Genomic DNA, 24,529 nt, shown 5'->3' with positions numbered 1-24,529 from the left:
ACCAACGAACAGGGATTTGCAAGGGCCGATTGCGCGGAAATCCAAGGGATACGCAAGTTGCCCGAAGCTCCCCTACCCCAAACGATTGAGCGGGGTCGCTTCGGTCTCGGCCAGCCGGCGAGATGGTGCTGTAGTCCTCTGACTACAGCTCTTCGCCGTTGTCTCCGTCCATGTCCGCCTCGTTCAGGCCCATCGGCGCCGAACTTGCGTCGTCGGTCTTCACAGGTTCCTGTTGATCCGACTGTTGGGGCTTCGCTGCCGTGTTGGCCGGTTGCACCAGAACCTCGGGGTTCCGCAGCCAGAGATCGCGCTGTGCGAATGGAATCTCGATCCCTTCTTCGGTGAAGCGCCGGTTGATTTCGTGGTTCATGTCCGACTTTACGGACAGCACCCAATTCACGTCGCGCAGGATCGCTCTGATTTCGAAATCCAGCGAGTCCGCGCCAAACCCCTGGAACACGACGTTGGGTGCCGGGTTGGCCAAAACCATCGGATGTGCATTCGCGATTTCGCTTAGGATCTTCTCGACCTTTCGGGTGTCGGTCCCATAGGCGACGCCAACGGGGACGATGACCCGTCCGATGGTATTGCCGCGGGTATAGTTGGTCACCACACCGCTGATCAGGTCCGAGTTCGGAACGATCACATCGGTCCGGTCAAAGGTTTCCACCCGCGTCGAGCGTACTGAGATGTCGCGTACATAACCCATCATCCCGTTGACATCGATCCAGTCCCCTTTGGCGACCGGCCGTTCGACCAACAGGATGATGCCCGATACAAAGTTCGACACGATTGTCTGCAATCCGAAACCGATACCCACAGACAACGCACCCGCGACGATCGCCAGTGACGACAGATCAAAGCCCGCGACAATGATCGCGGCCAGCGCCGCAAGGAAAATTCCCACATAGCCCGTTCCTGCGACGATCGCGTTCTGCCCACCCGGATCGATGCTGGTTTTTGGAAGCAACGAGTTACGCAAACCGCTCTGCAGCAGTCGGGTCAGCATGTAACCGATCGCAAACACGGCCACGAAAGTCAGGAAGTTGCTGGGCGAGACCGTCACGCCGCCGATGTCAAAACCCATCAGAAGCCGGGACCACGCCTCGCGCAGGTCCGAGTCGCGCGCCCCCCAGTACAGCGCCAGAATGGGTAACGACAGAATGGCCAGAACGAACCCGACCAGCACCGAGAACAACGAGTCGCTGGCCGCGTCGCCCTGCCCCGTCAGCCAGCCATAGATCGAGCTGATGAACCGCTGGAAGATGACGATGGCCGTTATCAGGACCAGCGTTTTGACCGATGGGAACACGATCGCTTCGGCGGCATTGGTATAGCCAATGGCAGCCAGGACAACGCTTGCGATTCCCAGGAAAAACAGCGCCCGACGGAGCAGTTCGACCAGCTGGCTGAACCCGGCCGCCCGTGCTGACTGGCTCTGCTCAGTCTCGTCCTCAGATCCTTCGGGGCGGCGGATTTGGCGGATCCGCAGCAGCAACAGGGCTGTCACGAGTATGACCGGAAAGCTGACAACGGCGCGAGTAGCCTCAGAGGTGTTTTCGATCCGTTCGAACAATTGGCCCAGTTCATGCAGGATCAGCATCAGTGCCAGCAGATCCAGATAAACCCGCAGTTCCTTGATCGTATTTGCCGACAGGACTTTGAAACCCCGTTCTTCGCCCATCAAATAGACCTGACGGCCGATCCAGTCGTAAAACAGGATGATCGCGGCCCAATACGGAATTTCCTGGATCAGCAATGTGCCGCGCAACCCCGGCACTCCGGTCATGACCACGGCCTGCACGATAATGGCAACCCCGAACCACGGCAGGATGATCCGGAACAGCGACACGACGAATGTCCATACGCCACGCCCGGAGCCTCCGAACCGCCGCAGATAGTCTCCGGCTTTCTCAGACCATGATCGCCCGAACAGCAGCAGGATCGCGGCCACCGCGAGCAGAATACCGATGGCAAGTCCGCTCTCTTTCAGCTTTTCACGGACAACGGCCGAACGCATGTTGGCCTTGGTCTCGTTCATCAATGCACGGCCAGCTTCGGTTACGTCCACCCAGGCAGGCGCCCAATGCGCCGGGTTGAGCGGCGATGGCCCGCGCTCAAGAAACTCTTTCCGCTGCCGTTCACGGATGATCTTGTCAATTTCGCTGATCAGGCCGTTGGCACGGCTGTAGGCCTCTTCCGAGATGATCCGCGGCACCTTCAGGCTGTTGAGTTGCTGCTCGAGGTTCTCTCGCAAGCTGGCGATGTCTTCGGGTTCCGAAGATCCGTCATCGGGTTTGGGCCCCAATGCCTTGAGCTGGCTTTCCAGCGTTTGAATGCGATCCGTGTTCGCACTTCGGGCGCGATTGAAGTCGTCCCGATAACCACTTATTTCAGTGCGCAATTTCTCCATCGAGGCATTCGATGCCCGATTGGCTTCGATCACCTTCTCGGCACGCTCGGCGGTGCTGAGCCATCCCTGGTAGTACTCGCTCTGGCGGTCGGTCAGCTGCGCCGAGGCTCCGCCTGCGACCCCAATGGCGACCACAAACGCAAATGCCAGTAAAACCAGAAACTGCCGCAGCATCATACGTCCTCAAAAACACCCGGTATGCTGCGCGGAGCCTCGGTCATCCACTCTGGAACCGGCAGCTCTTTTTCACGCAGGAAGTCGGGGTTGAACAGTTTCGACTGGTAGCGCGTGCCATAGTCGCACAACACGGTGACGATGGTGTGACCCGGACCCATTTCCTTGGCCAGTCTCACGGCGCCGGCAATGTTGATTGCGGTGGATCCACCCATGACCAATCCCTCTTCGCGCAGAAGATCGAAGATATAGGGCAACGCTTCGTTGTCCGTAATCTGGTAGGCGTGGTCGGGCTTGAAACCTTCAAGGTTTTTGGTGATGCGGACCTGGCCGATCCCCTCGGCGATCGAGCCACCCTCCATCGCGATTTCACCCGTCGTGTAATAGGAATAGAGACCAGCACCCATCGGATCGGCGATACCGATCTTGACGCCCTTGGGCTGCAAAGCCTCGGCCACACCGGCCAGCGTTCCGCCCGATCCGACCGCGCAGATGAATCCATCGACCTTGCCGTCAGTCTGCTCCCAGATTTCCGGCCCAGTGGTCTCGACATGTGCCTGACGGTTCGCGACGTTGTCGAACTGGTTTGCCCAAATCGCACCATTGGGTTCGGTCTTGGTCAGCTGCTCGGCCAGCCGCCGCGAGTAATGCACAAAATTGTTGGGATTCCGGTAAGGTGCAGCGGGAACTTGAACCAGTTGAGCCCCGGCAAGGCGCAGCATGTCCTTCTTCTCTTCGGATTGGGTTTCCGGGATGACGATCACGGTTTTGAACCCCATCGACGCGCCGACCAGCGCCAGACCGATGCCCGTGTTGCCCGCCGTCCCCTCGACAATCGTCCCGCCGGGCTTGAGATCGCCGCGTGCAATGGCGTCGCGAATGATGAACAGCGCCGCGCGATCCTTGACCGACTGACCGGGGTTCATGAACTCGGCCTTCCCAAGGATTTCGCACCCGGTTTCTTCGCTGACACGGCGCAGCCGGATCAACGGAGTTTTTCCTACGGCGTCAGCAAGGTCTCGTGCAATGCGCATGGCACCCTCTTGTAAATTGGCGTTTTCGCAGATGTACAGGTGCCCTGCGCCGACCACAAGGCGGGATAGTCATCCCCGCAGCCGATCGCGGTTGCGCGCCAACCAATGCGCCAAGGACAATAGAGGAAGGTCCTTGAAGACATGCCGGTCAACCAAATCCATGAATTCGGCATATGGCAGAATCCTGCTGCGAATGTCCTCCCCCTCGGTTGCTAAGCCACCATTGTTGATCGAGGCGGTCAGGTCTCCAATCCCAACATACAGGTGGATGAATTCGGTGGACGATCCGCTCGAAGAATAGGCGCCGCCTGCATATTCGAGCAGCGAGAACGACACCTGCGCCTCCTCCATGGCTTCCCGGTGGGCCGCCTGTTCAGGGGTTTCTCCGGGATCGATCATGCCGGCGACCGGCTCCCACATCCACGGCTCGGGGTCGTCGATCAAGAATACCGGGGTTCGGAACTGCTCAACCAAAAGGACCGTATCGCGCAGGGGATCATACGGCAGCACCACGACCGCAGCGCCCTGCATCAAACCGTTCCGATTCAGAACCAGCCCCATCGACCCATCGTATCGGCGGTGCTGCAGTTCGATCTCTTCCATCCCGAAATAGTCGATGTATGCGCGCGTGTGGCGGTGAACGATCACATCAACGCGGGCGCTTCGTCCATCCCCGGTTTTTCGTTGCTGCGCTTCAAGCTTGGCCCACGCCCGGGTACGAATGGCAGGAAAGCTGCGCGCGATCCGAGAGGCATCGACCTTGCCGAAATACCCCATGACCTCATCCGCAGCCAAGAGGGTCATCGCGCCCCACTCGGACACCCACTGTTCCAACGACCAGGGATCGGCTGGCGTCCATAGCCCCGGGGCGGGAAAGAAGACTTGGGCGGAAACGCTCGGTCCGCTCTCAAGGACGACCTCTTTGACGTGCAGGTCATAGTCGAACCCACCTTCGTAGAAGGCCAACCGTTCGATGTCTTGCGCAGTTAGGTTCTGCACCAAGATACCCCGTGCCGCTGCGCCGGGCGCCTCAAGGATCATCGGAAAGGCCTGGTCCTGCACCGCGTGAACCGCATGGTCCGGCAGCATCGCCGGCTCGGCCGCAAGATCCTGTCCCGAGCGACCTAAAACAAGTTCAAGAAGCGGCAAATACCGCAATGTGCCGTAGAAAAACAGATTGGTCATCGTAGGCTCGTGACTAGGGCGTCAGTTCCAGCGCCGCGAGGCGCCTTCGGTAAACAGGCCGGACAGCAGCGCACCAATCGCCAAGGTCGCGATGATCTCGGGCGAGATCAGTTGCTTGCCGAAATCCACTCCGATCTGGAAGATGGCCAGCAATGCCTCGAATGGCCCGTCATAGCGGTGACGCATCGCAAGCCGGAACATCTCGTACGTGCCCTGGACGAACAGGCCCCAAAACACCAGAGAAACCACTCCGGTCAGGCCATTGTTCACGGCTGCAGTCCAGCCGCGGCCCGCCCGTTTGCCCATGATGACCCAACCACACAAAAATCCAAGGACCAGGTTCACATAGGTAAAGTAGCCGTAGTCCTTTCCCTCTTCGCCGTTGTCGATGATCATGCCAGACACAAGGAAAGCCACCACCATAAGACTGAGCGCGGCAACAAGACGTGAGGCTGTCGGCATTCCGATATTTCCGTGTGTTAGTTGGGTTTTGCTACGGTGATCTGTGTCACATCGCAATTGCCCGTGTCAAAGGCTGCGCCGCAGGCGGTCAAATAATAATTCCACATGCGGCGGAAACGCTCATCAAAGCCCATCGCAGCCACCTGGTCCCATTTGTCGTTGAACGTGTCGTACCAGCGCCGCAAGGTCAGGTCATAGCTTGGGCCAAACTCCTTCGACTTGACCACATCCAAACCGGCCTGCTGGATTTCCTGCCTCAGCACCGTCGGAGCCGGTAACATGCCGCCCGGAAAGATATATTTCTGAATAAAATCAACGCCGTTCTTGTAGACGTCCCAGCGGCGGTCGGCCACTGTTATGATCTGAAGCGTGGCCCGTGCGCCGGGCTTCAGCCGGTCGCGGACCGTTTGAAAATAGACCGGCCAGTACTTTTGCCCAACGGCCTCGAACATCTCGATCGACGCAATGCCGTCATACTGCCCACGCTCGTCGCGATAGTCCTGTAGCTTGAAGGTCACCTTGTCGGAAAGCCCAGCTTTTTCTATGCGTTGCGTCGCATACTTCAACTGTTCTTGACTGATGGTCAGGCCTGTGACCCTCAGGTCTCTTTCTTTAGCGGCGTATTCAGCAAAGCCACCCCAACCGCAGCCAATTTCAAGGATGTGGTCGCCCGGCTTTGCTCCCATCTCGTCCACCAGGCTGGCATATTTGGCCGTCTGAGCCTTTTCCAGACTTTCCTGACCGGTTTCGAACAGCGCGCTGGAGTAGGTCATCGTCTCGTCCAGCCAAAGGCTGTAGAAATCATTGCCCAGATCGTAGTGGTACGAAATGTTCTTTTTGGCTTGCTTTCGGTTGTTCCGGTGCAGCCAGAACCGCAGGCGCTCATAGGCCTGAACCAAAAACTTGCCAGTGAAATCATCATACACCGTCTCGGTGCCCAGATGGACAAGATCCATGAAGGCGCGCAGGTCAGGTGTGCTCCACCCACCCTCAAGGTAGGCGTCGGAAAATCCGAGCTCGCCTTCACGGATCAGCCGCGCGAATACATCCGGGTCGTGAATATCAACGCGGGCGACAGGTCCGGGCTTGGCGCCTTCGTTGCGAAAAATGCGCCCGTCCGGCAGCGCGATGTCCAGCCGTCCGGACTCCATTCGCTGCAGCATCTTGAAGACCTGCGAAAAATATCTGGGCAGGCTTTTCTGCCCCTCTGTCGACGTCAGGATCATCCGCTCTCCCCTGTGCGGTGGTCGGAGCAGGCTAGGACGGGATTCCGTTTCTGGCAAGTTTTCAATTCCTTACTGGTGTTTTCGGCCTTCGTAGGCGGCAAGCGCCCGCTGTCGCCCAACCTTCAGATCAACGACCGGATCAGGATAGGCATCCGTCGGAGACAGTCCCCATGACACCGGCACCGCATCGAAATAGGCAAGCGCCGTCTCGGGTGGGTTCTTTTGTCCTTCGGCCAGCCACCGGCGGACATAGGCGCCCGTGGGGTCAAACTTCTCGGCTTGGGTCTGCGGGTTGAAGATACGAAAGAACGGCGAGGCATCCGGCCCCGACCCGGCAACCCACTGCCACCCCATGGCATTCGCTGCCGGATCCCAATCGACCAGACAGTCCGCAAACCAATCCATGCCGATCTTCCAGTGCGTCATCAGGTGCTTGGTCAGGTAGCTGGCGACGATCATTCGGACGCGGTTGTGCATCCGGCCGGTGACATACATCTGCCGCAGGCCCGCATCTATCACCGGTATCCCCGTTCGCGCCATTGTCCAGGCTCGAACTTCGGGGGTGTCCGTGTCGGTGTTCCACGGAAACGCATCCCATTCCGGCTTCCAATTCGCGCTCAGTAGATGCGGCGTGTGGTACATCAGGTGATATGCGAACTCGCGCCAGACAAGTTGGCGCAAGAAGCCCTCGGCCCCGGATGAACCGGAAAACCCTGCGCTCTGGACCCGGTGCCAGATGGTTGCCGGGCTGATCTCGCCCAACGAAAGGTACTCGGACAGTCCCGATGTGCCGTCATCGCCCAGATCGTCGCGTTTTGCTGGATACGCGTCGAGCCGTTCGGTGAATTCGTCCAGCTGCGCAAATGCGGCGGCCTCGCCCGGTTCGACATGAGCCCGAACGACCGCCGCGCCACGACGCATATCCGCGCCAAGGTTCCAGGCCTCAAGCACGTCCGACTGCGGCCATGATCGGGGTGCCGCGATCCACGACGGTGCAGGCTTGGGAGCGTCGACCTCTCTCCCTCGCACAGCCCGCCACATGGGCGTAAAAACACGAAAGGGCTGACCCGCCTGTGTGGCGACCGTCCATGGCTCGAACAAAAGATGCTCGGCAAAAGACTTGGCGGTTACGCCCTGCGCGGACAACGCAGCCTTTATCTGAGTGTCACGCCCGATGGATTCGGGATCATAGGCCCGCGACCAATAAACATCAGTTGCCCCCGTTTCCCGTATCAGGTCTTCAAGCGCGGCCAGCGCCGGGCCGCTTCGCAGGATCAGCTTGCTGCCCTTGCGCTCGAGGCCGTCAGACAATGCGGCAAGGCCGAGGCCCAGCCGCCATTTCGGAGCCGCGCCCAAGTCATCGACCAGCTGATCGCGCAGGAAAACAGGAATCACAGGTCGCCCTGTCTGCGCGGCCGCAGCCAAAGCCGGATGGTCACTCAGGCGCAGATCACGCCGGAACCACAAAATGATTGGTGACTGCTCTTTGTCCATTTCCGCCCCGTTTTCATATGTCTACGGGGCGGAACTGTTACCGGATCACAAAACCCGGTCAAATGCTTCGAGCAATTGGTCGATCTCGTTTCGCGAGGTGTAGTGGGTGAAACTTACCCGTAGAACACCTTGCTCCAGATCGACACCCATGGCGGTCAGCGGGCGAACCGCATAAAAATCACCACCGCCGGCCATGATGCCGTGTTTGGACAGATCAGCCGCCACGCTTTCCGCGTCGCGGTTGACGGCCAAGGCCACGGTCGGAGCCCGGCGTTCGGCATCGGACGGGCCGATCAGGCGCACCGCGTTGCGATCCTTGAGCGCGTCCAGAACCGGCTGCAGAAGCTCAACTTCGTGCGCACGCATCAGGTCGTGGACAAAAGCACCACGCGCGGAAGCCCCCGAAGATGGGCCGCCGTGGTGGTCGCAGAGTTGTTCGACATAGTCGGCCATGCCGGCGCTGGCGGCAATCTGAGCGTGGTCCGGGCCGGCCGGTGTGAACCGCTTGTACAGCACGTCTCCGTTGAAGAAATGCCCCTGATTGGGCAGCAGCTCGCCCAGCGTGCGCCGGATCACCATGCAGCCCTGATGCGGTCCGTAGGTCTTGTAGGACGAGAACAGGTAGATATCCGGCCCAAGGTCCCCCACGTTCGGGAAGCCGTGCGGTGCGTAGGACACACCATCCACGCAGACAAATGCCCCGGCCGCATGCGCGATCGCCGTGATTTCGGTGACCGGGTTGATCTCGGCGATAACGTTGGAACAGTGGGGAAAGCAAACCAGCCGCACCTTGTCGTCCAGCAGATTTTCCAGATCGGACGGATTCAACGAACCGGTTTCCGGGTCGATTTCCCATTCGCGAACCTCGATGCCGTCCTCGGCAAGGCGCCGCCAGGGCCCCGAGTTGGCTTCATGGTCCTGGTTGGTTACCACGATCGCTTCACCCGGTTTCATCCACTGCCGAAAGGCCTGCGCCAGTACGTAGGTGTTCTGCGTGGTCGAAGGGCCAAAGCTGAGTTCGTCGGTGTCCACGCCCAGCAGAGCCGCCATCCGGACACGTGCCTCATCCATCTCTTCGCCCGCCAGACGGCTGGCCTCGTAGGGCGCATATGGCTGTACCTTGCGCTGGGTATAGTAGCGGGTCAGCCGATCCAGAACGGGTTTGCAGGTATAGGAGCCGCCCGCGTTCTCAAAAAATGCCTGCCCTTTCAGGCTGGGTTCGGAAAAAGCCGGAAACTGCGCCCGAACGAAGTCAATATCCAGAGTGCCCATCGCACAATCCTTCTGTTGTCATGCCCAATGTTCCGAAGTTCCGCCCGCGCATGACACCGGACAACTCCGATACATGGCAGGTCTTCCAGCCAGCCACGGGTATCGCCGCGGCAGTTCGGCCGCCCGCACGAGGATGACGGGACCAAACGCCGTCAGTTAGCCCGGCCAACCCCGCGCGGTCAAGCCGGGCGTCTGATGCCAGCTTCTGTCATCAGCACATGCCAAACTCACGGCACTCAAGACAAGAGAGGTTTCAGATGAGTTATCTTCCAAAGGATTTTCTGGTGTGGGGCGAACTGCCTGTTTCCGACTTGGACAAGGCGGTAGAATTCTATGCCCACGCCACAGGGGCAGAACTTGCGGTCGACACATCCGGCCCGAACCCCATGGCCATGTTCCGCCCCGCTGACCCGGCAACGGGCGTTGCCTTGCATCTGTATCCGGGAAAGCCAGCAAAAGATGGTACCGGCCCGACCCTTCATCTGGCCGCAAAGGGCACGGCTGAAGAGATCATGGCCAGGGTCAAGGTTGCCGGGGGTCAGGTTGTCTCGGATCCGATCCAAATCCCGGCCGGTCGGTTCTTCTATGCGGTCGATCCCGATGGCAATTCGGTCGGCTTCTTCGAAGGCAGTCCGAAATAAATGAAAGGCCCCGGTGATGTAACCGGGGCCCTCTGTCAGTGGCAGTACGCTCAGTTGCGTCGGCGTTCGTTCATCAGACCGATGAAGATGGACACGCACATCAAAACCAACACGATCGCAAAGGGAAAGCCGGTGGCAATGGCCGCGGCCTGCAATGCGCCGAGCCCACCGCCCAGCAGCAGTACGACCGCGATGGCCCCTTCCAGCACGCACCAAAATACGCGCTGAGCCGTCGGAGCGTCGGTCTTGCCGCCCGCCGTGATGGTGTCGATCACCAGCGAACCCGAATCCGAGCTTGTGACGAAGAACACAACCACCAGAACGATACCGACGAACGACAGCAGTCCAGCCATCGGGAAGGCCTCGAACATCTTGAACATCTTCAGCTCCAGCGCCGCATCGGTCAGAGCCTGCCCATTGCCGGACATGACCTGATCCAGAGCAGCTCCGCCGAAAACGCTCATCCAAAGGGCGCCGACAAGCGTCGGGATCAGGATGACACAGGTCACGAACTCGCGGATGGTGCGCCCGCGCGAGATACGTGCGATGAACATGCCGACGAACGGTGACCAGGAGATCCACCAAGCCCAGTAGAAGGTGGTCCAGCCCTGCATGAAGTTCGTGTCTTCGCGACCGATCCAATTGGACAGGCCCGGCAGCGCAACGACATATTCGATCATGCTGTCGAAGAAACCGGTCAGGATCACCATGGTCGGCCCCACGATCAGGACCAGCAACAAAAGCAGCGCCGCCAGCACCATGTTGGCCTCGGACAGGCGTTTGACCCCCTTGTCCAGTCCGGCGATCACCGAAATCAGGGCGAAAACCGTGATCAAGCCGATCAGCAGCACTTTCATCCCGTCTGTCACCGGGACATCAAACAGATAGTTCAAACCGGCCAGCGCCTGTGTCGCCCCCAGGCCGAGCGAGGTCGCCAGGCCGAAGATGGTCGCAAAGACCGCAAGTACATCGATGACATGCCCCAGCGGGCCCCAAGTGGCCTCGCCGAACAGCGGATAAAAGACCGAACGCATCGTCAGGGGCAGCCCGCGATTGAAGCTGAAGAATGCCAAGGCCAGTGCAACGACCGCATAGATCGCCCAGGGGTGCATGCCCCAATGAAAGATCGTGGCTGCCATCGCCAGCTTCCGCGATGCGTCGGGATCCTCCAGCCCGGCGCCCAACGGAGCCCAGTCGGTGCGCAGGCCGTCCTCTCCCACGGCGACACCACCAAGTGATGCGCCATAGTGCGAGATCGGCTCGGCCACGCCCCAGAAAACAAGCCCGATCCCCATGCCAGCGGCGAACAGCATCGAGAACCAACCAGCATAGCTGTAGTCCGGTTTCGCATCGTCGCCGCCCAACCTGATCTTGCCCAGCGGCGTCACGATCAGCAGCAACGAAAACACGACGAAGATGTTGGCCGAAAGCATGAATACCCAGTCGAACTGGTTGGTCAGCGCGGGGCGCAACCAGCCGAAGAAATCGGCAGCCTGCTCGCGGAAAACCAGCGAAAAGAAGACGAAGGCGATGATGGTCAGGCCAGACACGGCAAAAACCGGATTATGAATATCCAGCCCCATGATCTGGATATTGTCCTGGCCGACCTCGTAGTCGGCATCTGAATTGTCGGACATTCTCTCTCCTCTCATTTTAATGCGCTTTTGATCGGGGAAAGATCGCTTTTTCGGTCAGCCGCCAGAGACTTTCCGGCGGGCAAAAGCGACACGCAAACCGGTCACACCGAGCATTTTCAGCAGACCGGAAGGCGTTGGGTTACCTAACGTCCGAACCGAGTCGGGCGTCAGGCAAATTAATGTGGGCTGTTGGGTCGGGCCTTTGGCTAGCCTTGAACCTTGGTATAGGTCCCCTCACCTGCCAGAATTCCGCGGAACCCGCCGGGCTCGTCCAGTCCGAATACGATCAGCGGCAGATTGTTGTCGCGCGCCAGAGCGATAGCCGAAGCATCCATGACCTTCAAACGCTTGGCGAGAACGTCGTCATAGGTCACCGAGTCATAGCGGACAGCGTCCGAATGTGCCTTGGGGTCCTTGTCGTAGACGCCGTCGACCCCGTTCTTGCCCATGAAGATGGCCTCGCAGGTCATTTCGTTGGCACGCAACGTCGCTGCGGTATCGGTGGTGAAATACGGGTTGCCGGTTCCAGCCGCAAAGATGCACACCCGTTTCTTTTCCAAGTGGCGCACAGCGCGGCGGCGAATATAGGGCTCGCACACCTCGTCCATGCGGATGGCCGAGATCACCCGGGTGAAGACGCCTAGGCCTTCAAGCGCGGATTGCATGGCCAGCGCGTTCATCACGGTTGCCAACATGCCCATGTAGTCGGCCGTGGTCCGTTCCATCCCCTGGGCCGAACCGGACAGGCCACGAAAGATATTCCCTCCGCCGATGACCATGCAGATCTCGACCCCGAGATCATGCACCGACTTCACTTCCTGCGCGATGCGCTGGACCGTCGGCGGATGCAGCCCGAATCCCTGATCCCCCATCAGCGCCTCGCCCGAGATTTTCAACATGACGCGTTTGTATGTCGTTTTAGGGGTTTCGGCGGTTGTGTTGGTGGAAGAAAGGCTCATCTTGCGCTCCGGGCTGGCACGGGTTTGTTTTCCGGCGCAAAATGAAGCAAAACCACCGCGGGTTCAATGCGGATGGTCAAGGAACAGGGCAAACACTCATGGCTGAAAACACAGCGCGCAATTTGCTGAACAGTCTGCCGCCCATCCCCGACGATCTGCCGGTCCTCATCATGGGGCCGACCGCATCGGGCAAATCAGCCCTTGCACTGGAGATTGCCGAACACTCGGGCGGGATCATCGTCAATGCGGATGCCAGCCAGGTTTATAACTGCTGGCGCATCATTTCCGCCCGACCCTCGATCGACGAAGAGGCTCGGGCTCCACATGCTCTCTATGGCCATGTCGCTTTTGATCAAGACTATTCGGCCGGCCACTGGCTGCGCGAGGTGCGGACTTATTTGTCAGGGCCGCTGCGTCCGATCATCGTGGGCGGAACAGGTCTCTACTTTTCGACGCTGACGGAAGGTATGGCAGACATCCCGGCAACGCCGCCCGAGTTGCGCAAGACTGCGGACGCAATTCCCCTGCCCGAGCTTCTGGCCGGGATTGATCCAAGGACACGGGACCGGATCGACACGCGCAACCGCGCCCGTGTGCAACGGGCCTGGGAGGTCGAGCAAGCCACGGGCCGGACCCTGGCGGATTGGCAGGACGACACGCCGCCACCGCTGCTTCCCCTGGATCAAGCGTTTCCGATCGTGGTGACTCCTGAGCGAGACTGGCTGATCACGCGCATCAATTCGCGCTTTGACCAGATGTTGCAGGCGGGTGCCCTGGACGAAGTTGCGGCGATGCGCAACAGGTACGACCCGAACCTGCCCTCGTGCAAGGCCATCGGAGTACCTGAGTTGATGGCCCATATCGAGGGGCGAATGACCTTGGCGGACGCCCGCGAAAGAGCAACGATTGCGACACGCCAGTACGCCAAACGCCAGCGCACGTGGTGCCGTGCCCGGATGAAGCAATGGCACAACGTCGATCCGAGCCAAGGCTGAGTGGATCACTGACATCGCACCAAAACCTCGTCCGAAATCTTTTATTTTCAGCCACATAAGGGGTTTTCGACCGAAACCCGCCGGAAAAGGGAATCACAAGTTCCAGAATCAGACTTGCCGATACCAGCCCGGGCGGCCACGGCTAAGGTTTCTCTGCAAATGTCGTTTTTGTGCACTTGATGACGATTTCGAACATTGACCTAAATTGGAATCTGGTGCCGAATGAACCCATGGGGATGCACAGAATTCGAAAAACCACATCCAAAATGACCTTGCTCGGCGCTGTCTGGCTTCGACGGGGACCAACAAATACCCATAATAATCTCACAGGGAGACATCCATGAAAACCAAGACATTGACCGGAGCACCGATGCACTGGGCTGCCGAAATGCACGCCCAGGAATATCGGGACGGCAAGCTGAGCCGCCGCGAGTTTCTGACGCGCACGACCAGCCTTGGTGTCACTGCCGCGGCCGCATACGGCATGGTCGGCCTGACCGCACCCGCCAAGGCCGCGGGCGAAGACGCCAAGAAAGAAGGTGGCACCCTGCGCGTTCAGCAGGAAGTTCGCGCGCTGAAGGATCCGCGCACCTATGACTGGTCGCAGATCGCCAACGTCACCCGTGGCACGCTGGAATACCTGGTCGAGTACAACTCGGACGGCACATTCCGCGGCATGCTGCTGGAGGGCTGGGAAGTCAACGACGATGCGACCGTCTACACGCTGAAGGTCCGTCAGGGCGTCAAGTGGAACAACGGCGACGATTTCACCGCCGAAGACGTGGCACGCAACATCGCGCGCTGGTGCGACAAGAGCTCGGAAACGAACTCGATGGCGGGCCGTTTTGCCACGCTGGTCGACGCAGATACCGGCCAGGCAATCGAAGGCGCGATCGAAGTTGTGGACTCGCACACCGTCAAGCTGAACCTGCCGAACTCGGACATCTCGTTGATCCCGGGCATGGCAGACTATCCGGCCGCGATCATCCACAGCTCGTTCAGCGAAACGGACCTGACAAACAATGTCGGCACGGGCCCCTACCTGATCGAAGAGCTGGAAGTGGGTGTGAAAGCCGCGCTTGTGCGCAACGAAAACCACACCTGGTGGGGCGAAGCCGTATTCGGTCGTCCGGCCCTGGATCGCATTGAGTACATCGACTACGGCACCGATCCGTCGGCATGGCTGGCGGCTCTGGAATCGGACGAAGTCGACATGCTGTATGAATCGGTTGGTGAATTCATCGACGTGATGGACAGCCTGGGCTACGTGAAGTCCGAGGTTGTCACGATGAACACCATCGTGATCCGCCCGAACCAGCTTGCGGAAGTGGACGGCAAGAAGGTCTATGCCGACAAACGTGTGCGTCAGGCACTGCAGATGGCGGTGGACAACTCGGTCTGCCTCGAGCTTGGCTATGGTGGTCGCGGCTCTCCTGCGGAAAACCACCACGTTGGTCCGATCCACCCGGATTACTACGAACTGCCGCCGCAGAAAGTTGACCCGGAAGGCGCGCGCAAGCTGATGGAAGAGGCCGGCATGGCCGATTTCGAGCACGAGCTGATCTCGATCGACGACGACTGGCGCCGCAACACCACCGATGCCGTGGCAGCCCAGCTGCGCGACGCGGGCATCAAGGTCAAGCGGACGGTTCTGCCGGGCAACACGTTCTGGAACGACTGGGCAAAATATCCCTACAGCTCGACCAACTGGAACCACCGTCCGCTGGGCGTTCAGATCTGGGCACTGGCCTACCGCACCGGCGAGGCCTGGAACGAATTCGGCTGGTCCAATGCCGAGTTTGACGCCCTTCTGACCGAAGCTCTGGCCATTGCCGATGCCGACAAGCGCCGCGAAATCGTGGCCAAGGGCGAAGCAATGATCCAGGAAGAAGGCGTCACCATCCAGCCCTATTGGCGGTCGCTGTACCGTCACATGAAGGACGGTCTGGTCGGAACCGACATGCATGTGTCGTTCGAACACCATCACTACAAATGGGGTTGGGCGGCCTGATCCCGACCTGAACCTTTCAAGGGGCGCCCGAATGCGGGCGCCCCTTTCCAGCCGCAGACACACCGACGCGGGGTCGGACGTCCGAGGCCAGAAAATGGTCCACTGATCTGCGGAGAACCCGAACAACAGGGGCCAACATGGGACTCTTCATCCTTCGACGATTGGGCGTGATGCTGTTGACGGCACTCTGCCTGACCTTCGTTGTCTTCTTCCTGACCAACCTCTATCCAAACCTGGAAAAACTGGCCAAGACGCAGGGCAACCAGCGTATGTCCGATGAACAGGTCGTCACCTGGCTTGAGAACCGCGGATACATGCAGCCCACGCTGGTCAAGTACGGCCAATGGCTTGGGGTGGTGCCCGGTTTCACCAACACGCTACCGGATGGTCAGTTCGTAGGAAGTTGCACCCGTCCCGGCTCTACTCCGGAAACGACACCGCGCTACTGCGGCGTTCTTCAGGGCGACTGGGGCTATTCAACCGTCTTCAAGGACGAAGTCGGAACGATCGTCAGCAAGCGTCTGGGCAACACCGGCTACCTGATGTTCTGGGTGCTGGTGCTAATGATCCCGACCGCCCTATTGGTTGGTGTGCTAGCCGGCATGCGCGAGGGGTCTGCCCTGGACCGGTCCCTGTCCACGTTTTCGATCATCACGACAGCCACGCCGGAATACGTGTCGGGCGTGATCTTCATCGCCATCTTCACCTCGTCAACCGTGGGTCTGAAATGGTTCAAGGGCACCGCCACACAGGCCATGGAGAACCCGACCTTCGAGAATTTCTTCCTGCCGGTCCTGACCATTGCCCTTTACGGCATGGGCTACATTGCACGGATGACCCGAGCCTCGATGACCGAAGTGATGACCGCGCAATACATCCGGACTGCGCGCCTGAAAGGTGTGTCCTTCGGGAATATCGTTCTGAAGCACGCCCTGCGCAACGCGCTGATCGCGCCCTTCACCGTTATCATGCTGCAGTTTCCCTGGTTGCTGAACGGCGTCGTGATCGTCGAGACCCTGTTCAACTACAAGGGTTTCGGTTGGGCACTGGTGCAGGCTGCGGGGAACAACGACATCCAGCTTCTGCTGGCGATCTCGGTCGTGTCGGTCTTTGTTGTGCTCGTGACTCAGCTGATCTCGGATATCGGCTATGTCTACCTCAACCCGCGCATCCGCATTTCATAAGGGAGGATAGACCATGGAACCTCTGAGCTGGACTGGCTCTATCGCCTTTCTGAACCCGATCATGATGATCGCCCTGGCTGCGCTGGTCGTATCCGTCGTTGCCTGGATCCTGGCAAGCATTCTGCTGCCCGAGACGCAAGTCAGCGTAAATGCGGATGGCACCGTCAGTTCGGGCGGCGGCCTCAGGAACCTGACGCAATCCGCGCTGTGGTATTCTTTCCTGGCCAGCATCGCGACGGTGGTCGCCTACCTGCTGCTGGGAATATTCCTGGGCACCGGGGCCGGGATTATCGGCGCGATCTCGCAGCAATTTCTGCCGGTCTGGCTGTCGCTGATCATTCTTTTCGCGATGTCGGTTGCCTTCAAACGGCGCCTTGGCCTGTACGGCAAGCTGTTCGACAGCCCGATCGGCATGATCGGTTTTGGACTGGTCATGTTCTGGGTTTTCACCGGCATCTTCGGGGCTTTGGACCTGATCGTGACACACGATCCATTGGTCCAGGTTTCCGGCATGAAGAACAAGGTGCCCGGCACCCCCCTGCCCAATGCCGAGGACGGTGAGTTCGCCTGGTATCTGCTGGGCGGCGACAACCTTGCCCGCGACGTATTCAGTCGCATGGTCAAGGGTGCGTGGATCGTCGTGCAGATTGCTCCGCTGGCCACAATGTTTGCCTTCATGGTCGGGATCACGCTGGGCTTGCCCGCCGGATACTATGGCGGACGGCTGGACACGTTTCTGTCGTTCCTCGCCAATCTGATCCTGGCGTTCCCGGTAATCCTGCTGTTCTACCTGCTGGTCACACCGGAAATCGTCGCGACCGGCGTGCCGAACTATATGGCCGCAGTCCTGTTCGTGTTCCCGATCCTTTTCATCGGCGTCCTTTTGAATTCGCGCTACTACACTCGGCCGAAATTCCGCACGCCGCTACTGACCGGCGTCTTGGGTATCGCGATCTGGCTGTACCTGTCGCTGATCTCGACCGGGGGATACGTCATCCGCACGGACGATTACAGCATCTGGGGTCTGCCGACCTATCTGGATCTGTTCGACATTCCGGGCGGCATCCTGGTCGTGTTCGTATCGGTTGTCTTCGTCAACTCGCCCACGGTGTTCCGCATCGTGCGCGGCTTGGCCATGGACATCAAAACGCGCGACTACGTGGCCGCGGCGCAGACGCGCGGCGAAGGTCCCTGGTATATCATGCTTTGGGAAATCCTGCCCAACGCCCGCGGGCCGCTGATCGTCGATTTCTGCCTGCGCATCGGCTACACGACCATCCTCTTGGGGACCTTGGGGTTCTTTGGACTGGGCCTGCCGCCGGAAAGCCCGGATTGGGGGTCCACGATCAACGAAGGACGCAAGCTGCTGTCGATCTACCTGCACCCTGCACTGCCGCCGGCACTGGCGCTGTTGTCACTGGTTCTGGGATTGAACCTGCTGGCGGATGGCCTGCGAGAAGAAAGCCTGAAGGACTGATGTGAAAGCGGCCGGGGGACTGCCCCCGGCCCCCACCAGGATATTTTTAGCCGGATGAAGGGGATCCCCCGAGTGCTGGCGAGGAGCAAGCAAGATGAACAAACTGGCGGATTATGACGGGCCGATCCTCGAAATCGACAAGCTCTCGATTTCGTTCTTTACCCGCTTGCGGGAAATACCGGCCGTTATGGATTTTTCGGTCAGTGTGCAGCCCGGCGAGGCTGTCGGGTTGGTCGGTGAATCCGGCTGCGGCAAGTCGACGGTCGCCCTAGGTGTCATGCAGGATCTTGGCAAAAATGGTCGGATCGTTGGCGGCTCGATCAAATTCAAGGGCCGCGACCTTAGCGAGATGAGCAAGGAAGAACTTCGGGACATTCGCGGCAATGAGATCGCGATGATCTATCAAGAGCCGATGGCTTCTTTGAACCCGGCGATGAAGATCGGCAAACAGCTGATGGAAGTGCCGATGATCCACGAAGGGGTCAGCAAAGAGGAGGCCTATGCTCGTGCTCTGGAAGTGGTGACCGATGTGCGCCTGCCGGACCCCGAGCGGATGCTGAACAGCTTTCCGCATCAGCTCTCCGGTGGCCAGCAACAGCGCATCGTGATCGCGATGGCCCTGATGTCCAAGCCGTCGCTTCTGATCCTGGACGAACCGACAACCGCGCTGGACGTGACCGTCGAGGCCGCCGTGGTGGAACTGGTCAAGGATCTGGGCAAGAAATACGGCACCTCGATGCTGTTCATTTCGCACAATCTGGGCCTGGTTCTAGAGACCTGTGACCGCTTGTGCGTGATGTATTCCGGCGAGGCGGTCGAACGTGGCTCGATCCACGATGTCTTTGACGAGATGCAGCACCCCTATACCCAAGCGCTGTTCCGCTCGATCCCCCTGCCCGGCGCGGACAAGAATTCGCGCCCGCTGGTTGCAATCCCCGGCAACTTCCCGTTGCCGCACGAACGCCCACCCGGCTGCAATTTCGGCCCGCGATGCGACTATTTCGAGGAAGGGCGTTGTGACGCGCAGGACATTCAGATGTTCCCGGTCCCCGGCAATGACCGCCACCATACGCGCTGCTTGAAGTTCCAGGAAATCGACTGGAACGCACCCATCACGGTTGCCGAGCAAAAAGAAAAAGCGCCGATCGGCAAGACCGTTCTGAAGATGGACAACCTCAAGAAATATTACGAGGTGGCCGCAAACGCTCTGTTCGGTGGGGGCGAAAAGAAAGTGGTCAAGGCCAACGAAACCCTCAGCTTCGACGCACATGAATCGGAAACATTGGCAATCGTTGGCGAGTCCGGCTGCGGCAAATCCACGTTTGCCAAGGTTCTCATGGGATTGGAGACGGCGACCGACGGGCAGATCCTGCTGGACAACCGCAATATCGAGCATTTGCCGATCGAAGAACGGGATGCCAAGACCGTCGGCGAAGTTCAGATGGTCTTTCAAAATCCGTTCGATACGCTGAACCCGTCGATGACAGTCGGACGTCAGATCATCCGCGCGCTGGAAATCTTCGGCGTCGGAAACTCGGAGGCCGAACGCAAGCAACGGATGCTCGAGTTGCTGGACTTGGTGAAGCTTCCGCGCGCGTTTGCCGACCGTATGCCGCGCCAACTGTCAGGCGGCCAGAAACAGCGCGTCGGGATAGCCCGTGCCTTTGCCGGGGACGCCCGGATCGTCGTCGCGGACGAGCCGGTCTCGGCATTGGATGTGTCGGTGCAGGCAGCCGTGACCGATCTGTTGATGGAGATCCAGCGCGAACACAAGACGACACTGCTGTTCATCAGCCACGACCTGTCGATCGTGCGCTACCTCAGCGACCGCGTCATGGTGATGTATCTGGGCCACGTGGTCGAACTGGGCACGACCGATCAAGTATTCTCGCCGCCCTATCACCCCTATACCGAGGCGCTGCTGAGCGCGGTTCCAATCGCTGATACCTCGGTCGAAAAGAAACACATCGTCCTTGAGGGCGACATTCCTTCGGCGATGAACCCGCCGCCCGGATGTCCGTTCCAAACCCGGTGCCGGTGGAAGTCCGAGGTTGCGGGCGGATTGTGCGAAAAAGAGGTTCCGCCGGTCCAGACGCTGGCTGACGGGCACCAGGTCAAGTGTCATCTGTCCACCGAAACACTGGCGAAGATGGAGCCGGTTATCAAAATAGCGGCTGAGTGATCGCCCAAAGAAAAACCGGCCCTGGGCCGGTTTTTTTCTTGCGACTTGAGTATCAACCGCCCCAGATGACTTTGACGTAATTCTGCGTCTCGGCATAGGGCGGCACGCCACCATGCTTTTCCACCGCTTGCGGGCCGGCGTTGTAAGCTGCCAGCGCGAGGCGCCAAGACTTGAATTTGCGGTATTGCCACGAGAGATAGCGCGCACCGCCTTCAAGGTTTTGCTTCGGGTCATGCGGGTTCACGTTCAGCAGCCTGGCAGTTTGGGGCATCAGCTGCGCGAGGCCCAAAGCGCCCTTGTGCGACTTGGCGTGAGGGTTCCAACCGCTTTCCTGTTGAACCAGACGCAGGAACAGTTCTTCCGGGACATTGTGCTTGCGCGCTGCCTGGCGCGCCATGGCAAGGTATTCACCACGGTACTTGCCGGAATAGCGCTTCTTGAAACTGCCGTCCGGCGTCTTCGGTTTCAGCCGTTCAGAGTCGCGATACTGGCTGGCGGCCCGCGTGTCCAAAATCTTGGCCTGCTTCAAAAAGATATCTTTGCGATTCTTGGTCGACAGGACATCCGCGCTCAGCGGCGTCGACGCCAGAACGAGGCATGCAATTGAAAAACCACTTAACAGACAACGCATTCAAGCAATCCCGCTCGTTCAGCAATCAATCGGATTATAGGTATTTCAGGCAGAAATGAAAGCTTGGTTAAGGAAACACTGATTTTCCGGGTGGCATTCCGGGCATCAACCGTGTTCCAACCCGGGCGCAGGACGTATAGGGTTTCAGGTGAACTCAGCGTCAGATTCGGGCGCCATCAAGCTAGTCAAAAAACGGGGAAATCCATGGCAGGTTCAGTCAACAAAGTCATTCTGGTCGGCAATCTCGGGCGCGATCCCGAAGTGCGGTCGTTTCAGAACGGTGGCAAGGTCTGCAACCTCCGGATCGCGACCTCAGAGAACTGGAAAGACCGCAATACCGGTGAACGCCGCGAACGGACCGAGTGGCACACAGTCGCTATTTTTTCCGAACCGCTCGTCCGCATCGCCGAGCAGTATTTGCGCAAAGGGTCAAAGGTCTACATCGAAGGCCAACTGGAAACGCGCAAGTGGCAGGATCAGTCCGGTCAGGATCGCTATTCCACCGAAGTCGTTCTGCGCCCTTACCGTGGTGAACTGACCCTGTTGGACAGTCGCAACGAGGGCGGCGGATACGGTGGCGGCCAAAGCAGCGGTTACGGAGGCGGACAGGACAGCGGCGGATACTCCGAGCCCTACGCCGCACAGTCTAGCGCACCGGCACCGGCATCAGGCGGCATCGACGACGACGAAATCCCGTTCTAATCTCCAGCGAGGCACGTCATGACATGGTCCTTCGCCGTCGGCCGATTGCTTGGATCGGAACTGAGGGTCCATGTCACCTTCTTCCTGCTGCTGGCTTGGGTCGGCTTTGCCGCCTACTCTGACGGAGGGTGGCCGGCAGCCATCGACAACATCATTTTTGTTCTGGCGTTGTTTGCCTGTGTGGTTGCTCATGAGTTCGGTCATGCGCTGATGGCCCGCAGGTATGGCATTCGAACTCCTGACATCACTCTGCTGCCCATCGGCGGCTTGGCCCGCCTCGAGAGGATGCCGGAAAAGCCGATGCAAGAAGTTGCCGTTGCATTGGCTGGTCCCGCGGTCAACGTCGTCATCTGGGGCATCCTGGTCCTTCTGGGCGCGGGAATGCAGGTTGAAACGCTGGCGCAAATCGACTCGACCCGCGTCGACCTGCTGAGCCGGCTGGCCTACGTCAATCTGTTCCTCGCGGTGTTCAACCTGATCCCCGCGTTTCCGATGGACGGCGGCCGCGTGTTCCGCGCCCTGCTCTGCCTGAAGATGGACAGGGTCAAGGCCACACGGGCCGCGGCCTTTGCGGGCCAGGCCGTGGCCGTCGGGTTCGGGTTTCTGGGGCTCAGCACCGGTAACCCGATCCTGGTTCTGATCGCGGTTTTCGTCTTCATCGCGGCAAATGCCGAAAGTCAGGATGTAGCAATGCGCTCGGTGGCGCGCCGCGTGCTGGCTCGCGACGCGATGATTACCGAGTTCCACGCACTTACCCCCCAAGACACGTTGGCAACGGCAGCCCAGGCCGTGATCCAGACAACGCAGCACGAGTTTCCGGTTTTGGGCGCAGACGGGCAGCTGTTGGGCTTTGTGACCCGCAATCGGCTGTTTGCCGCGCTAGCTGGCGATCACCCCCGGTCGGAACCCGCGACCTCGGTCATGGAAGAGCAAATCCCCCGGGTGGCCCTGACCAGTGGGCTCGAAGCCGTTCTGGATGGTCTCCATGGTGGCGCACCGGCCGTGGCGGTCTGCACCAAGACCGGTCAGATGGTCGGATACATCACCCGCGAAAACATTGGCGAATTGATGGTGATACGGGGCCGCTGACTCCGCTTATCAGCACGTTGCCAATGCATCCTGCAGAACGGACAGAACGGCATCGCGTGGCACGTCCGACGTGACGAAGGCCTGCCCGATCCCACGCGCCAGGATGAAACGCAGCTGGCCGTCAACGACCTTCTTGTCCTGAGCCATAAGCTCGACCAGATCTTCGGCGCTCGGCAGATCACCCGGAATATCAGACAGATCGGTCTTCATGCCCATCGCCTTCAGGTGAGCGCGGACGCGGCTTGGGTCTTCCTGGGAACACAGACCCATGCGGGCCGACAGTTCGAACGCCAGGGCACAGCCAATGCCAACACCCTCGCCATGCAGCAGCCGGTCGGAATAGCCCGTCGCCGCCTCAAGCGCGTGGCAGAACGTATGCCCGAGGTTCAACAGCGCCCGGTCGCCTTGTTCAGTCTCGTCGCGGGCCACGATGTCGGCCTTCATCTGAACCGAACGGGTGACCGCCTGAACCCGGGTCGCCATGTCCCCGGCCGACAGCGCGGGGCCGTTGCGCTCCAACCATTCGAAGAAATTGGCATCCCCCAGAAGGCCATATTTTACGACTTCACCGTATCCAGCCAGAAAATCACGCGCCGTCAGCGTGCCAAGCACTGAGGTATCAGCCAGAACCAACGAAGGTTGATGAAACGCACCGATCAGGTTTTTGCCTTGCGGAGCATTGATACCGGTTTTGCCCCCTACGGAACTGTCGACCTGCGCCAGAAGCGAGGTTGGGATCTGCACAAAGCGCACACCGCGACGCAGCACTGCGGCGGCAAAGCCCCCCAGATCTCCGATTACTCCACCGCCGAAGGCTACGACGATATCGCGCCGTTCGATCTTTTCGGCCAGCAGCCATTCGACGGCGCGCTCGAAATGCGGCCAGCTTTTGGTCGCCTCACCTGCGGGCAGAGCCAATGCGGTCATTTCCACCCCGGCGGACGCCAGGCCGCTGCGCAAAGCATCCAAATGCAAACCGGCCACGGTTTCATCGGTCAGAACCGCTACACGCGGACGGTGCAGCATGGGTTTGATCCGCGCACCGGCCTGAGCCAACAGGTCCGGCCCGATTTCCACGTCATAGGACCGCTCGGCCAGATCAACGTTAACTGTCTGATGCATCTATTTGACTTCCAATACATCCGGGCGCGTCATCAGCTTTTCCAGAACCCGGTCAACCATATCCTCGATCGCGGTGTCGCCGTCCGAATTCACCACCAGATCAGCCTGTGCGTACAACGGCACGCGGGCCTCGTACAGGTCACGCAGCGTTGCATACGGATCAGGCGTACGCAGCAAGGGTCGCGTGTCTTTGTGGCGCACCCGGTTCCACAACACATCCAGATCCGCGCACAGCCATACGGAAACCCCACGGTCCGAGATCATCGTCCGGTTTTCTTCGCTCAGAAAAGCGCCACCGCCGGTCGACAGGATACCCTTTTTCTCGTCCAGCAGACGGCCGATGACCTGGCTTTCTTTGGTGCGAAAGAACGGCTCGCCGTCCCGTTCAAAGATCTCGGGGATGGTCATGTTGGCAGCCGATTCGATCTCGCTGTCACTGTCGAGGAATGGAACACCAAGGCGCGCGGCCAGAGCGCGCCCCACGGCCGTCTTGCCAGCGCCCATCATGCCGACCAGAACCACCGTTTTGTGCAGGTCAAAGACCTGCCGTTGTCCGGCCGGCGCCACGTTATGCTTAATTTCGCTCATTTCCCTGTGAATGACGTGATCTTGGGAAAAATGCCAGTTATAACTTGGCCA

At 59.6% G+C, this 24,529-nt stretch carries 20 protein-coding genes; 8 read left to right on the top strand and 12 right to left on the bottom strand.

Annotated elements, in window-relative coordinates:
* Positions 1-142 precede the first annotated feature (142 nt).
* From ACR0IR_RS04615 to ACR0IR_RS04585, 7 genes are all read right to left on the bottom strand, one after another.
* Positions 143-2,587 carry a DUF3772 domain-containing protein gene (locus ACR0IR_RS04615; protein ID WP_170363612.1) on the bottom strand — a complete coding sequence of 815 codons (2,445 nt, stop codon included), beginning with the start codon at positions 2,585-2,587 and terminating at the stop codon, positions 143-145.
* Positions 2,587-3,621, bottom strand: a complete 1,035-nt coding sequence (locus ACR0IR_RS04610; protein ID WP_170363613.1) for a cysteine synthase A — start codon at positions 3,619-3,621, stop codon at positions 2,587-2,589. Before ACR0IR_RS04610 ends, ACR0IR_RS04615 begins: the two co-directional genes overlap by 1 nt.
* Positions 3,622-3,690: 69 nt before the next feature.
* Positions 3,691-4,806: an NUDIX domain-containing protein gene (locus tag ACR0IR_RS04605; protein WP_170363614.1), complete on the bottom strand. Its 1,116-nt coding sequence runs from the start codon at positions 4,804-4,806 to the stop codon at positions 3,691-3,693.
* Positions 4,807-4,827: 21 nt separating this feature from the next.
* Complete coding sequence (locus ACR0IR_RS04600) at positions 4,828-5,268, bottom strand: TrgA family protein (RefSeq protein WP_093961876.1); 441 nt, start codon at positions 5,266-5,268, stop codon at positions 4,828-4,830.
* A gap of 17 nt (positions 5,269-5,285) precedes the next feature.
* A complete protein-coding gene (locus tag ACR0IR_RS04595) occupies positions 5,286-6,494 on the bottom strand; it encodes an SAM-dependent methyltransferase (protein ID WP_170363615.1) in 1,209 nt (402 codons plus the stop codon).
* A gap of 69 nt (positions 6,495-6,563) precedes the next feature.
* Positions 6,564-7,988, bottom strand: a complete 1,425-nt coding sequence (locus tag ACR0IR_RS04590; protein ID WP_480778980.1) for a cryptochrome/photolyase family protein — start codon at positions 7,986-7,988, stop codon at positions 6,564-6,566.
* Between the two features lie 45 nt (positions 7,989-8,033).
* Positions 8,034-9,260 carry an aminotransferase class V-fold PLP-dependent enzyme gene (locus ACR0IR_RS04585; protein WP_170363617.1) on the bottom strand — a complete coding sequence of 409 codons (1,227 nt, stop codon included), beginning with the start codon at positions 9,258-9,260 and terminating at the stop codon, positions 8,034-8,036.
* Positions 9,261-9,517: 257 nt separating this feature from the next.
* Between ACR0IR_RS04585 and ACR0IR_RS04580 the strand changes: the two genes are divergently transcribed.
* The gene (locus ACR0IR_RS04580) at positions 9,518-9,901 is read left to right on the top strand and encodes a VOC family protein (protein ID WP_170363618.1); all 384 of its coding nucleotides are present in this window, start codon (positions 9,518-9,520) and stop codon (positions 9,899-9,901) included.
* A gap of 50 nt (positions 9,902-9,951) precedes the next feature.
* On the opposite strand, the gene ACR0IR_RS04575 is transcribed toward ACR0IR_RS04580, so the two are convergent.
* Both ACR0IR_RS04575 and pyrH read right to left on the bottom strand, forming a co-directional pair.
* Entirely contained in the window at positions 9,952-11,538 is a 1,587-nt protein-coding gene (locus ACR0IR_RS04575; RefSeq protein ID WP_170363619.1) for a BCCT family transporter, read from the bottom strand.
* Between the two features lie 206 nt (positions 11,539-11,744).
* Positions 11,745-12,497: a UMP kinase gene (gene pyrH, locus ACR0IR_RS04570; protein WP_170338945.1), complete on the bottom strand. Its 753-nt coding sequence runs from the start codon at positions 12,495-12,497 to the stop codon at positions 11,745-11,747.
* A 98-nt stretch (positions 12,498-12,595) separates the two neighbouring features.
* Between pyrH and miaA the strand changes: the two genes are divergently transcribed.
* From miaA to ACR0IR_RS04545, 5 genes are all read left to right on the top strand, one after another.
* Positions 12,596-13,492 carry a tRNA (adenosine(37)-N6)-dimethylallyltransferase MiaA gene (gene miaA / locus ACR0IR_RS04565; protein WP_480778979.1) on the top strand — a complete coding sequence of 299 codons (897 nt, stop codon included), beginning with the start codon at positions 12,596-12,598 and terminating at the stop codon, positions 13,490-13,492.
* Between the two features lie 340 nt (positions 13,493-13,832).
* Positions 13,833-15,503 carry an ABC transporter substrate-binding protein gene (locus ACR0IR_RS04560; RefSeq protein WP_170339516.1) on the top strand — a complete coding sequence of 557 codons (1,671 nt, stop codon included), beginning with the start codon at positions 13,833-13,835 and terminating at the stop codon, positions 15,501-15,503.
* Positions 15,504-15,640: 137 nt separating this feature from the next.
* Complete coding sequence (locus ACR0IR_RS04555) at positions 15,641-16,687, top strand: ABC transporter permease (protein WP_093961867.1); 1,047 nt, start codon at positions 15,641-15,643, stop codon at positions 16,685-16,687.
* A 13-nt stretch (positions 16,688-16,700) separates the two neighbouring features.
* Positions 16,701-18,164 (top strand): ABC transporter permease, encoded by a 1,464-nt coding sequence (locus ACR0IR_RS04550; protein WP_170363621.1) that lies wholly within the window; start codon positions 16,701-16,703, stop codon positions 18,162-18,164.
* 94 nt (positions 18,165-18,258) lie between these two features.
* Positions 18,259-20,346 (top strand): dipeptide ABC transporter ATP-binding protein, encoded by a 2,088-nt coding sequence (locus tag ACR0IR_RS04545; protein WP_093961865.1) that lies wholly within the window; start codon positions 18,259-18,261, stop codon positions 20,344-20,346.
* Between the two features lie 52 nt (positions 20,347-20,398).
* On the opposite strand, the gene ACR0IR_RS04540 is transcribed toward ACR0IR_RS04545, so the two are convergent.
* The gene (locus ACR0IR_RS04540) at positions 20,399-20,977 is read right to left on the bottom strand and encodes a lytic transglycosylase domain-containing protein (RefSeq protein ID WP_093961864.1); all 579 of its coding nucleotides are present in this window, start codon (positions 20,975-20,977) and stop codon (positions 20,399-20,401) included.
* Between the two features lie 204 nt (positions 20,978-21,181).
* On the opposite strand from ACR0IR_RS04540, the gene ssb reads away from it, so the two are divergent.
* On the top strand, positions 21,182-21,679 hold the full coding sequence (ssb, locus tag ACR0IR_RS04535; protein ID WP_170338954.1) for a single-stranded DNA-binding protein: 498 nt from the start codon (positions 21,182-21,184) through the stop codon (positions 21,677-21,679).
* 18 nt (positions 21,680-21,697) lie between these two features.
* Positions 21,698-22,768, top strand: a complete 1,071-nt coding sequence (locus ACR0IR_RS04530; protein WP_170363622.1) for a site-2 protease family protein — start codon at positions 21,698-21,700, stop codon at positions 22,766-22,768.
* Positions 22,769-22,777: 9 nt separating this feature from the next.
* On the opposite strand, the gene aroB is transcribed toward ACR0IR_RS04530, so the two are convergent.
* Entirely contained in the window at positions 22,778-23,890 is a 1,113-nt protein-coding gene (gene aroB / locus ACR0IR_RS04525) for a 3-dehydroquinate synthase (RefSeq protein WP_170363623.1), read from the bottom strand.
* Positions 23,891-24,478: a shikimate kinase gene (locus tag ACR0IR_RS04520; RefSeq protein WP_170363624.1), complete on the bottom strand. Its 588-nt coding sequence runs from the start codon at positions 24,476-24,478 to the stop codon at positions 23,891-23,893.
* Between the last annotated feature and the right edge of the window lie 51 nt (positions 24,479-24,529).

This window comes from Ruegeria sp. CF2, assembly GCF_056537385.1.
Note: the sequence above shows the minus strand (reverse complement) of the source record. Positions and strands in the feature narration are given on the sequence as shown.

Coding starts and splice junctions, on each gene's coding strand:
- ACR0IR_RS04615 (WP_170363612.1), bottom strand. CDS start 2,587: ATGCTGCGGCAGTTTCTGGTTTTACTGGCATTTGCGTTTGTGGTCGCC.
- ACR0IR_RS04610 (WP_170363613.1), bottom strand. CDS start 3,621: ATGCGCATTGCACGAGACCTTGCTGACGCCGTAGGAAAAACTCCGTTG.
- ACR0IR_RS04605 (WP_170363614.1), bottom strand. CDS start 4,806: ATGACCAATCTGTTTTTCTACGGCACATTGCGGTATTTGCCGCTTCTT.
- ACR0IR_RS04600 (WP_093961876.1), bottom strand. CDS start 5,268: ATGCCGACAGCCTCACGTCTTGTTGCCGCGCTCAGTCTTATGGTGGTG.
- ACR0IR_RS04595 (WP_170363615.1), bottom strand. CDS start 6,494: ATGATCCTGACGTCGACAGAGGGGCAGAAAAGCCTGCCCAGATATTTT.
- ACR0IR_RS04590 (WP_480778980.1), bottom strand. CDS start 7,988: ATGGACAAAGAGCAGTCACCAATCATTTTGTGGTTCCGGCGTGATCTG.
- ACR0IR_RS04585 (WP_170363617.1), bottom strand. CDS start 9,260: ATGGGCACTCTGGATATTGACTTCGTTCGGGCGCAGTTTCCGGCTTTT.
- ACR0IR_RS04580 (WP_170363618.1), top strand. CDS start 9,518: ATGAGTTATCTTCCAAAGGATTTTCTGGTGTGGGGCGAACTGCCTGTT.
- ACR0IR_RS04575 (WP_170363619.1), bottom strand. CDS start 11,538: ATGTCCGACAATTCAGATGCCGACTACGAGGTCGGCCAGGACAATATC.
- pyrH (WP_170338945.1), bottom strand. CDS start 12,497: ATGAGCCTTTCTTCCACCAACACAACCGCCGAAACCCCTAAAACGACA.
- miaA (WP_480778979.1), top strand. CDS start 12,596: ATGGCTGAAAACACAGCGCGCAATTTGCTGAACAGTCTGCCGCCCATC.
- ACR0IR_RS04560 (WP_170339516.1), top strand. CDS start 13,833: ATGAAAACCAAGACATTGACCGGAGCACCGATGCACTGGGCTGCCGAA.
- ACR0IR_RS04555 (WP_093961867.1), top strand. CDS start 15,641: ATGGGACTCTTCATCCTTCGACGATTGGGCGTGATGCTGTTGACGGCA.
- ACR0IR_RS04550 (WP_170363621.1), top strand. CDS start 16,701: ATGGAACCTCTGAGCTGGACTGGCTCTATCGCCTTTCTGAACCCGATC.
- ACR0IR_RS04545 (WP_093961865.1), top strand. CDS start 18,259: ATGAACAAACTGGCGGATTATGACGGGCCGATCCTCGAAATCGACAAG.
- ACR0IR_RS04540 (WP_093961864.1), bottom strand. CDS start 20,977: ATGCGTTGTCTGTTAAGTGGTTTTTCAATTGCATGCCTCGTTCTGGCG.
- ssb (WP_170338954.1), top strand. CDS start 21,182: ATGGCAGGTTCAGTCAACAAAGTCATTCTGGTCGGCAATCTCGGGCGC.
- ACR0IR_RS04530 (WP_170363622.1), top strand. CDS start 21,698: ATGACATGGTCCTTCGCCGTCGGCCGATTGCTTGGATCGGAACTGAGG.
- aroB (WP_170363623.1), bottom strand. CDS start 23,890: ATGCATCAGACAGTTAACGTTGATCTGGCCGAGCGGTCCTATGACGTG.
- ACR0IR_RS04520 (WP_170363624.1), bottom strand. CDS start 24,478: ATGAGCGAAATTAAGCATAACGTGGCGCCGGCCGGACAACGGCAGGTC.